The organism is Arthrobacter sp. 9MFCol3.1 (assembly GCF_000620385.1).
GTDB lineage: Bacteria > Actinomycetota > Actinomycetes > Actinomycetales > Micrococcaceae > Arthrobacter.
In genome coordinates this window covers 32,596-42,678 of the sequence record NZ_JIBJ01000024.1, presented here as the reverse complement: position 1 = coordinate 42,678, position 10,083 = coordinate 32,596, and the positions used below count along the sequence as shown (strand labels likewise).

The following is a 10,083-nucleotide window of genomic DNA, read 5'->3' as shown; positions in this document are numbered from 1 at the left end:
CTCGAGGACGGACAGCAACCGCTGGTGCATTCGGATCAGGGTTTCCAGTACCGGCACATCTCCTGGCGCGTTCTTCTGGAGGGTGCCGGCGCGGTTCAATCGATGTCCCGTAAGGGCAACTGCTACGACAACGCGGTGATCGAGAACTTCTTCGGTCACCTCAAGGAAGAGCTCTTCCACCATGTCCGGTTCATCAGCACCGACGCACTGGCAGAGGCGCTGCACGAATACATCCGCTGGTACAACACCGAAAGAATCTCAACAAAGCTCGAGGGCCTGAGCCCGCTGCAATACCGGACCCAGGCCCTCGCAGCCTAGGCTCTTACCAACCAGTCCAACTTTCGGGGACCAGTTCATCCTTAGCGCTGGACATTTCCCTTCTTGCCGCGCGCCGGCCTGGGACATGCCCTCGGTTGGCCCTGGCCCGTGGACATAGTGGCGTTATGTCCAGTCCTCGCGGCCGGGGTTGGAGATGTCCCTTCTTGCCGCGCGCCGGCCCCGGACATGCCCCGCCCTGCTCCTCAGCACTGGACATGTCCCGCGGACAACCAGCCGGGACCGCCGACACTTAACGGCAGAAGGCCGGTCCCGTTTCCGGGGCCGGCCTTCGTGGTTGCTGCTGGGAATCCCTAGCGGGAACGCTGGCGCAGGCGCTGCATGTCAAGGATGACGACGGCCCGCGCTTCCAGGCGCAGCCAGCCGCGCTGCACGAACTCAGCCAGAGCCTTGTTGACCGTCTCACGGGAGGCGCCGACCAGTTGGGCGAGCTCTTCCTGCGTCAGTTCGTGGGCGACCAGAACACCGTCGGTCGCCGGGCGGCCGAAGCGGTCGGCCAGGTCCAGCAGCGCCTTGGCCACACGGCCCGGGACGTCGGAGAAGACGAGGTCGGAGAGGGAGTCGTTCGTGCGGCGCAGGCGGCGTGCCAAGGCCTGCAGCAGCTGGGCCGAAACCTCGGGGCGGGTGCGCAGCAGCGCATTGAGGCTCTCGTTCTTCAGGCCGGCGAGACGCGTCTCGGAAACGGCAGTTGCCGTGGCCGTGCGCGGGCTGGGATCGAAGAGCGCCATTTCGCCGAAAAGTTCGCCCGGGCCGAGGATGGCCAGCAGCGATTCGCGGCCGTCTGGCGACGTGCGGCCGAGCTTCACCTTGCCGGAGACAATGAAGTAAAGCTGGTCACCCTGATCGCCTTCCCGGAATACCGAGGCACCGCGTGAAAGGTCCACCTCGGTAAGTTCGTCCGTCAGCAGACGGAACGCCTCGTCGTCGAGCGTGGCGAAAAGGGGTGCGCGGCGCAATACCTCGATATCCATGAAATCTCCTGACTAGCTGTGTCGGCTGGGGCGCTTCAGCCATTCTTTCAGAATTTTGGAGCTTCTGTGACGTAGTTGGCACGGAAACGCCCGAAGGGGCCGAAAGCGCACGGCTGGGGAAGTCCGCGCAGATCCCTGTGCAGGCTGGCGGCCGGTCGGCAAACGTTCAGCTTACACCGGTACAATCGTCGCTGAACTGTCTGTGAGGAGCCCCGGTGTTTGGCTTGACCATTTTGGACCTGGTGTTGGTTGTGGCGCTCTTGTCCTACCTGATCCACGGCCTTCGCAACGGCTTCCTCGTGACGCTCGGAGGCATCGCGGGATTCGCGGCAGGCGCCGTCGCCGCATTCGTCTCCGTTCCCATCGTCAGCGGCCTCGTGGAGGACAGCGGCTGGCGCCTGACCGCCATCGTTGCCACCGCCGTCCTTCTGATGATCGTGGGCAACGGCCTTGGCACCATGATCGGGCGGCGGATCCGCAGCGTGGTCCCCTTCAGCCCCCTGCGGGCGGCGGACCGCCTCGTGGGCGGAGGCGTGAACGTGGTGGTGTCTGCCCTCGTGATGTCGATGCTGGCGTTCAGCATCGGGGCCCTGGGCGTGCCGTTCGTATCCCAGCAGCTCGCAGAATCCAAAGTCATCAGGTTCATCGACGGCGTGACGCCGATGCCGGTCAAGGCATCGATGGCCCAGCTGCGCTCCGCCGTGATCGGCGAGGGCATCCCCACCCTGCTGGACGGCTTTGGCCAGAGCCAGCCCGTTGCCGTTCCGGACACCAGCACGGACACGCCGGCGCTCAACAAGGCCGCCGCGTCAGTGCTCAAGATCGCCGGAACCGCCTACCAGTGTGGCCAAAACCAGACCGGAACAGGCTTTGTGGTCGCCCCCGGGCGGGTGGTGACCAACGCTCACGTGGTCGCCGGGGTCGACGAACCGGTGGTGGAGACGCCCGGTGGCCGCGCACTGCCTGGGCGCGTTGTGTACTTCGACGCCCAGCACGACCTCGCAGTCGTGGCGGTAGACGGCCTGCGCTCGGAACCCCTCGCTCTGGCCGCCGACCTGCCGTCCGGCAGCGCCGCGGCCTTCGCCGGCTATCCGCACGGCGGGCCCTTCCAGTCCAAACCGGCCACAGTCCAGGACATCGCCACGGTGCTGGTCCCGGACATCTATGGCAAAAATGCGTCGCCGGAGGACGTCTACCGGCTGGCGGGCGACGTGCAGCCGGGCAACTCCGGGGGCCCGCTCCTGACCATGGACGGGCAGGTGGCCGGGGTGGTCTTTGCCAAGGCCACAACCGAGTCCTCGCTCGGATTTGCGATCACCATGAATGACCTGAGCCCCGTGGCGGCGCAGGCGCCGGGTCTGGGCAGCGCCGTCTCGTCCGGACAGTGCATCAAGAAGTAGCCGGACCGCCACAGTAGCCGGACCGACAGTCAGGCTGGCGCCACTCAGGCTGGAGCCGCACTCAGGCTAAAGCCACTCCAGGCTCTGCCCGTGCGGGCCCGTGATGGCCGCCGGCTGGCCGTCCTGCAGCAGCAGGAACCGGCCGCGGAGCCGGGCGTCATCCATTTCCGGGACCACGCTGGACCCGTCCGCCTGCGCAACCACCATGTGGCCTTCGTTCGAGAGCCAATGGCAGCCCCGCTCCGCGGCAAGATCCGCCATGGTGCGCCGGAACCGGGCGCGGCCGCCAGCATCCAGGTACGCCATGACGGCGCTGTGGAATACCACCAGGACGGCGTCGGCCGGGGCGCGGTCGGCGAGGGCCGCAAGTTTTTCGTTGAGGTCGCCGGCCACCAGCAGCGGCGGCCGTTCCCTGGCAATGGCGATCGCCTGGCGCAGCCGTTCAAGCCGGAACTCCTGCTCCGGCCAGACGAGGGCTTCGAGCCAGGCGACGTCGTCCGGGTTGCGCACGTCCAGGGGGTTGAGGTCGATCCCGGCACGCCAAACCACCCGGGGAATTTCCGCCGGCAGCGGCACCGGGCCCGAGGTGACGCAGCGCAGGACCGGGAACGTGCCAGGCTGAGCGCCATCCGGAACCAGCCGCGTCGTCCTTGCGTCCGCCGCCGGGCCCGAACCCGGCTCATCCGGTCCGCCGGCCCCAGCGTCGACAAACTCGTAGCCGTAGCGGTCAGGAAACAGGGCCAGCCCGGCCGAGGCGCCCACCTCGATGAGGGCCAGCGGCCGGCCCTCCGTTGCGGAAATCTGCGCGAGTGAGGGCAGCAGGGTGGCGCAGCGCCCGGCCTCGTTCGTCTGCGTGGACCGGGACAGTACGATTTCCGAGACCGCGGCCCAGTGACTGTCCAGGAATTTCCGGAAGTCGGGGTAGGGGCTGACCTGCGCGCCCAGGAAGCGGGCCGCTGCGAGGATCAGCAGGGGCTGGCGCTTATTGTGCGGCCACTGATCGATCCGCCGGATCAGCTCGGCGTCCCCGGCGATCCCCACGGCCCACGCGGCATAGCAAGGGGAGGAAGCAAGCGCGTCGGTCGTGCCGAAGTGCCGGTACCACTGCGCTGTGTCCGAAGCAGTGTCCGAAGCAGTGTCCGGCGCCGTGCCCGCGGCCGGCTGCGCGGCCGGTCCGGGATTCCCGGACGGATCTGCGGCGGGATCCCCGGACGCTTCCGACGCCGCCGCGGGTTCCACGGGGGACATGCTCAGTCCTCGGCCGCGTGCAGCCCGGCGAGGTATTCCACCGCGAAGCGGTAGCCCAGGATCCCGGCGCCGGCGATCACGGCCTTGCTGATGTCCGAAAGGTAGGAATGGTGCCGGAAGGGCTCGCGGGCGTGAACATTGGTGATGTGCACCTCGACCGTCGGCAGGGCAACAGCGGAAATGGCGTCCCGGATGGCCACGGACGTGTGCGTGTAGGCGCCGGCGTTGAGCACGATTCCCACCGCCTTCCCGCGTGCGGCGTGGATGGCGTCCACCAGGGCGCCCTCGTGGTTGGACTGGAAGCACTCGACGTCCAGGCCGTGCGCGGCGCCGGCGTCTTTGGCGAGCTGTTCGACGTCGGCCAGCGTCGCAGTCCCGTATTTCTCCGGCTCGCGGGTGCCGAGCAGATTCAGATTGGGTCCGTTGAGAACCAGGATGGTGCCGCGGCCGGCAGCGCTGGCGGAGGTGGCTTCAGTCATGTCTGCAAATCTATCGCGCCGCGGCCGGCACGCGCTGTTCGTTACTGCCAATCGGTTCGCTACTGCGGAACTTTCCGCCGCGGCCGCGTATACAGACAGGATTGACGACGACGGCGGCGACGCCCACCGGGGTGGGCAGCGCCGCCGTCGAACCCATATCGGACGAGCCGGCTATTTCTTCAGCGACTGCGCGATCTGGGCCATGACCGTGTTGTCCGCCAGGGTGGTCGCGTCGCCCACTTCGCGGCCTTCGGCGACGTCTTTGAGCAGGCGGCGCATGATCTTGCCGGACCGGGTCTTGGGCAGTTCCGGCACCACGAGGATGGTCTTTGGTTTGGCGATCGGGCCGATCTCCTTGCCGACGTGGTTGCGGAGTTCCTGGACGATCGCGTCGCCGGAGTCCACGGCATCGCCGCGCAGGATCACGAAGGCGACGACGGCCTGGCCGGTGGTCTCGTCCGCGGCGCCCACGACGGCGGCTTCCGCCACCGCGGGGTGGGACACCAGGGCGGACTCGATTTCCGCGGTGGAGAGGCGGTGGCCGGAAATGTTCATCACATCATCCACCCGGCCCAGCAGCCAGAGGTCGCCGTCCTCGTCCTTCTTGGCGCCGTCGCCGGCGAAGTACATGGTCTCGAAGCGGGACCAGTACGTTTCCTTGAACCGCTCCGGATCGCCCCAGATCCCGCGCAGCATGGCGGGCCACGGTTCGCGGATCACCAGGAAGCCGCCGTGGCCGTTGGGCACGGATTCGCCGAGCTCGTCCACGACGTCCACGGCGATGCCCGGCAGCGGGACCTGGGCCGAGCCGGGCTTGGTGGCCGTCACGCCGGGCAGCGGGGCGATCATCTGCGCCCCGGTTTCGGTCTGCCACCACGTGTCCACGATCGGCGCGGGGTTTTGCTTCCGCTCGCCGTTCTTGCCGGCGTTGCCGCCGATGACCTCGCGGTACCACATCCAGGCTTCGGGGTTGATGGGTTCGCCGACGGAACCGAGGACCCGGATCGAGGAGAGGTCGGACTTGGCCGGGATCTCGTTGCCCCACTTCATGAAGGTGCGGATGGCGGTGGGGGCGGTGTAGAGGATGGAGACCTTGTACTTCTCCACGATCTCCCACCAGCGGCCCTGGTGCGGCGAATCCGGGGTGCCCTCGTACATGACCTGGGTGGCGCCGTTGATGAGCGGGGCGTAGGCGACGTAGGAGTGCCCGGTGATCCAGCCGACGTCGGCGGTGCACCAGTAGACGTCGGTCTCCGGGTGGAGGTCGAAGACCGCCTTGTGCGTGTAGGCGCCCTGCGTGAGGTAGCCGCCGGTGGTGTGCAGGATGCCCTTGGGCTTGCCCGTCGTGCCGGAGGTGTAGAGGATGAACAGCGGGTGTTCGGAGTCGTGCCCGACGGCGGTGTGCTCGGCCGACGCGGTCCCCACGGTGTCCGCCCACCAGTGGTCCCGGCCCTCGTGCCAGTCCACGTCCTGGCCGTTGCGCTTGACCACCACGACGTTCTGCACGGTGTGCCCGCTGCCGTCTCCCTCATGGGACAACGCGTCGTCGACAGCCGGCTTCAGTGCGCTGGGCTTGCCGCGGCGAAAGGTGCCGTCGGCCGTGACCACGAGCTTGGCCTCGGCGTCGTCGATCCGGGAGCGCAGGGCTTCGGCGGAGAAGCCGCCAAAGACCACGGAGTGAATCGCGCCGATCCGGGCGCAGGCCAGCAGCGTGATGACGGCCTCGGGAATCATGGGCAGGTACACGGCCACGCGGTCGCCCTTGGCCACGCCGAGGGACTCGAACGCGTTCGCGGCCTTCTTCACTTCCTCGGTCAGCTGCGCGTACGTGTACGTGCGGGTGTCGCCGGGCTCGCCTTCGAAGTAGATGGCCACCCGGTCCCCGTTGCCGGCCTCGACGTGCCGGTCCAGGGCGTTGTAGGCGGCGTTGACCTCGCCGCCGACGAACCACTTCGCGAACGGCGGGTCGGACCAGTCCAGCGCCTGGCTGAAGTCCTTGGACCAGCTGAGCAGCTCGCGGGCCTGCTTCGCCCAGAACGCGGGACGGTCGGCGTCGGCCTCGGCGTACTCGGCGGCGGTGGCCACTGCGTTCGCGGCGAACTCGGCCGACGGCGCAAACCGGCGGTTCTCCTGGGACAGGTTTTCGAAGGCATCGCCCTGGGGCGCCTGCATTGCGGTGGATACGGGAGTCTGCTGGGACATGGTGAACCTCATCATTCATCGATCCGTGCTGCGCGGACGTTCGTGGTGCCTCCGCGCCGTGCCGCATGCGCGACGTCGGGCGGCGGCAGACCGCGGCAGTGCCGCTAGCGCTGTCTGGAATCAACACTAATACGTGGGTCCGACCAAACGTGCGCCCCGTCACAAACAGCACCGTGAGCGGTGTTTGTTAAGCGCCGAGTGGTCTGTCGCCGGCGCCGGGCGGCGGGCCGGGGCAAGCGTCCGCGATTCGGAAATCCGGGGAATTCTGCTGCGTCCGCCCTCGGCTTGTCAGCTAGTGATCGGCCAGTCACTTGGCTAGGCTGAGATGAAGTTGTGACATCCGATGGAGGCGACAGGACCGCTGGCGGTTCTGTCCTTGCCTGCCGTTAGACGGCGCTGTCCAGGGCGCCGCCATGCTAAGGAGATACGGAATGAACGAGCAAGACAACGGGCAACTCCGGGCGCCCGCCCAGAACCAAGGTGGAACGGCGCAGCCGGGGCCCGCCGGGTTCGGGGATGCGCCACGCTTCACGGTGGACAAGAAGACCGGGAAGAAGAACGAAGCACTCCTCGGTCCGTTCACCATCCGTGACCTCACCGTTTTCGGCTCGACGCTCCTTCTCTTCATCGCCTCGCTGATTCCGATGTTTGCCTTCGCCTACAACCTGTGGAACCTGGGCAGCCTGTTCTTCCTGGGCCTGGGCATCGTGCTGCCGCTCATTGTCACCGCGTTGTTCGTGGCCCGCCGCCTCAGCCCGTCGACCAAGATCCGGATCGGATCCCTGTCGATCGACCAGTTCGCGTCCGTTGTGGCGTCCTTCACGCTGGCCTTCTTTTTCCTCGCGGCCGCCGGGGCGTTCGTGCCGAGCATGCTGATCGCGCTCCTGGGCGCCTTGGGGCTCTTCGCCGCCACGGTGCTGGCCCGCTGGATTCCGTTCTTTGCCGGCGACTTCCTGGGCCGGGAGGATGCGCCTGCCCACGTGGTTGCCCGCGAATCTTCTGTCCCGGTGCGGAAGCCCCGAGCGCCCAAGGCGCCGAAGCAACCGAAACAATCCAAGCTGACCAAGGACACCGCGGGTACAGGCGCAGCCGGGGCGGGCGCCTCTTCGGCGGCCGCAGCCGGTGCGGCGGCGTCCGGCGCGGTTGCGTCGGGGGAGGCCGCGTCCGGCGCGGCTGCGGGCTGGGCCAAGCGTCCGGGCACCGGCAGCCAGGCGGCCATGCCGGCGGCAACCGCACCTGCCGGGCCCGCTGCCGGGGCAGCGGCGGCGGGAGCGGCGTCCGCTGCGGCGCCCAGCGCTGCGGCTTCCGGCGCACCGGAGACCCAGGTCTCGGGCGTCGTGCCAGCGGCTGCCCCGGCACCGACGGCCTCGTCGACGCCGTCGACGCCGGCCCAGACTGCGGAGCCCGCTCCGTCCGCCGCGGACAAGACCCGGACCGCCGGTGCCGCTGCCGCCGGGGCTGCCGCGGGCGCCGCTGCCGGTGCCGCGGGCGCTGGTGCGCAGCCCGCTCCCGCCGCGGAACAGACCCAGGCCGCCGCCGTTCCGGCAGCTGCCGGCAGCAGTGCCCCCACCACGGTCAACCCCCAGGTCCGGCCGCAGGAACAAGCCCGGCCGCAGGAGCCCATCGGCGCGACCGTTGATCCCGCCAGCCGGCCCGCGGAGGACGATGTCCACCCCGTGCACGAGGCCTTCTGGTTCGCCGTCGCACAGCCCCGCACCGCCGTCGACGAGCGCACCGGTGCCCCGGCGTTCGTCATTGAACCCGGCGGCTGGGTCCTTGCCCTGGAGGACCGCGGCAACGAGTTCCTGGTCCAGCACACTGACGGCCGGCTCGGCGTTTTGCGGGACCTCAGCAACATCGAACGCGGTTAGCCCACCCCGTGACAACGGAATCCGGCGCCACGGAATCCGGCAGCGCGGTCCCCGGGACCCCGAACCCGGGGAGCGCCAAGCCGGGTGCGCCGCGGGCGTCAGGAGAGTCGGTGCTGGCGCTCAAGCGCCGCGCGCGTCGGATCAACCGGGAACTCGCGGAACAGTACCCCTACGCCCACGCGGAGCTGGACTTCCGCACGCCGTTCGAGCTCGTGATAGCCACCGTGCTGTCCGCACAGACCACAGACGTGCTGGTCAACCAGATCACGCCCCTGCTGTTCGCGCGCTACCCGGATGCTCGGCGGATGGCGGAGGCGGATCCGGCCGAGCTGGAGGCCATCATCAAACCCACCGGCTTCTTTCGCGCCAAGGCCAGAAATCTCCTGGCGCTGTGCAACCGGCTGGTGGACGAGTACGACGGCGAGGTGCCGGGCCGGCTCGCGGACTTGGTGACGCTGCCCGGCGTCGGGCGGAAAACCGCGAACGTTGTGCTGGGCAATGCCTTCGGCATTCCAGGCATCACGGTGGACACCCACTTCGGTCGCCTGGCCCGGCGCTTTGGCTGGACGGAGTCCGATGATCCGGTCCGGATCGAGTCCGACGTCGCCGCGCTGTTCGAGCCCAAGGACTGGACCATGCTCTCGCACCGCGTCGTCTTCCACGGCCGCCGCGTCTGCCACGCCCGCAAACCGGCCTGCGGCGCCTGCGCCGTGGCTAGCTGGTGCCCCAGCTACGGTGCCGGCGAGACCGACCCGGAGAAGGCCCGGAAGCTGCTGAAGTACGAACTCGCCCCGGGGCAGGAGGAACTGCTGGCCCGGCTGCTGGCCGAGACGCACCGCGCCGCGGAAATCCGGATGGAATCGCAGAGGAATCAGCCGTGACCGCGCGCCAGGACCTCGTCGATCTCGTCGCCGCGGTGGAAGCGGGCACGGCGCCGGCCCCGGATCCGCGCTGGCGGGAACTCGCCGTCGAACCCGGTGAGCGGGTCCGCAGGGCCGCGGTGCTGATGCTCTTTGGTGCGCTGGACAACGTCCCCGCGGTGTCCGAGAAGTTGCTCGCTCCGGCCGATTTGGACGTGCTGCTGCTGCAGCGGGCCCAGACGCTGGACGACCATCCCGGGCAGGTGGCGTTTCCCGGCGGCGGCATCGATCCGGGTGAGTCCGTGGTGGACGCGGCCCTCCGTGAGGCGGAGGAGGAGACTGGCCTGAACCCTGCGGGCGTGGACGTCCTCGGCGTGATGCCTGAACTGGCCCTGCCCCGGGGCAATTTCCTGGTGACCCCGGTCCTGGCCTGGTGGGCTGCCCAGTCGCCGGTCCGGGTGGTGGACTACGGTGAATCCGCGCAGGTGTTCCGTGTCCCGGTCCGGGACCTGCTGGACCCGGACAACCGGGTGATGGCCACGGTCAGCCGGGCCGGCCAGACCTTCCAGAGCCCGGCCTTCACCGTCAACGGCGTCGTGGTGTGGGGGTTTACCGGGATGATCCTGAACCAACTCTTTGAACAGCTGGGCTGGGCCGTGCCGTGGGACCGCGCACGGCTGTACGGGATCGATGTGTAAAGCCCGCAGGGCGCCTGC

The 10,083-nt window shown here is 68.7% G+C and carries 9 protein-coding genes; 5 read left to right on the top strand and 4 right to left on the bottom strand.

From position 1 onward, the window contains the following. Window positions 1-318 (top strand): IS3 family transposase (locus tag C560_RS0117245; RefSeq protein ID WP_026539138.1); only part of this gene is annotated, 318 nt, incomplete at its 5' end. Window positions 319-629: 311 nt separating this feature from the next. Here C560_RS0117245 and C560_RS0117240 read toward each other — a convergent pair. Beyond that, window positions 630-1,307: a Crp/Fnr family transcriptional regulator gene (locus tag C560_RS0117240; RefSeq protein WP_011693220.1), complete on the bottom strand. Its 678-nt coding sequence runs from the start codon at window positions 1,305-1,307 to the stop codon at window positions 630-632. Window positions 1,308-1,522: 215 nt separating this feature from the next. On the opposite strand from C560_RS0117240, the gene C560_RS0117235 reads away from it, so the two are divergent. Continuing rightward, window positions 1,523-2,707, top strand: coding sequence for a MarP family serine protease (locus tag C560_RS0117235; protein WP_026539137.1), 1,185 nt, complete (start codon window positions 1,523-1,525; stop codon window positions 2,705-2,707). A gap of 66 nt (window positions 2,708-2,773) precedes the next feature. Here C560_RS0117235 and C560_RS0117230 read toward each other — a convergent pair whose 3' ends face one another. From C560_RS0117230 to acs, 3 genes are all read right to left on the bottom strand, one after another. Further along, complete coding sequence (locus C560_RS0117230) at window positions 2,774-3,955, bottom strand: DUF2332 domain-containing protein (RefSeq protein WP_026539136.1); 1,182 nt, start codon at window positions 3,953-3,955, stop codon at window positions 2,774-2,776. Between the two features lie 2 nt (window positions 3,956-3,957). After that, entirely contained in the window at window positions 3,958-4,434 is a 477-nt protein-coding gene (gene aroQ / locus C560_RS0117225; protein ID WP_026539135.1) for a type II 3-dehydroquinate dehydratase, read from the bottom strand. 171 nt (window positions 4,435-4,605) lie between these two features. After that, the gene (gene acs, locus C560_RS0117220; RefSeq protein ID WP_026539134.1) at window positions 4,606-6,636 is read right to left on the bottom strand and encodes an acetate--CoA ligase; all 2,031 of its coding nucleotides are present in this window, start codon (window positions 6,634-6,636) and stop codon (window positions 4,606-4,608) included. 431 nt (window positions 6,637-7,067) lie between these two features. Here acs and C560_RS0117215 point away from each other — a divergent pair, with 431 nt between their 5' ends. From C560_RS0117215 to C560_RS0117205, 3 genes are all read left to right on the top strand, one after another. Next, window positions 7,068-8,507 (top strand): hypothetical protein, encoded by a 1,440-nt coding sequence (locus C560_RS0117215; protein ID WP_026539133.1) that lies wholly within the window; start codon window positions 7,068-7,070, stop codon window positions 8,505-8,507. Window positions 8,508-8,617: 110 nt separating this feature from the next. Continuing rightward, a complete protein-coding gene (gene nth / locus C560_RS0117210; protein ID WP_026539132.1) occupies window positions 8,618-9,388 on the top strand; it encodes an endonuclease III in 771 nt (256 codons plus the stop codon). Further along, window positions 9,385-10,065: an NUDIX hydrolase gene (locus C560_RS0117205; protein WP_018775014.1), complete on the top strand. Its 681-nt coding sequence runs from the start codon at window positions 9,385-9,387 to the stop codon at window positions 10,063-10,065. Before nth ends, C560_RS0117205 begins: the two co-directional genes overlap by 4 nt. Window positions 10,066-10,083: the final 18 nt, after the last annotated feature.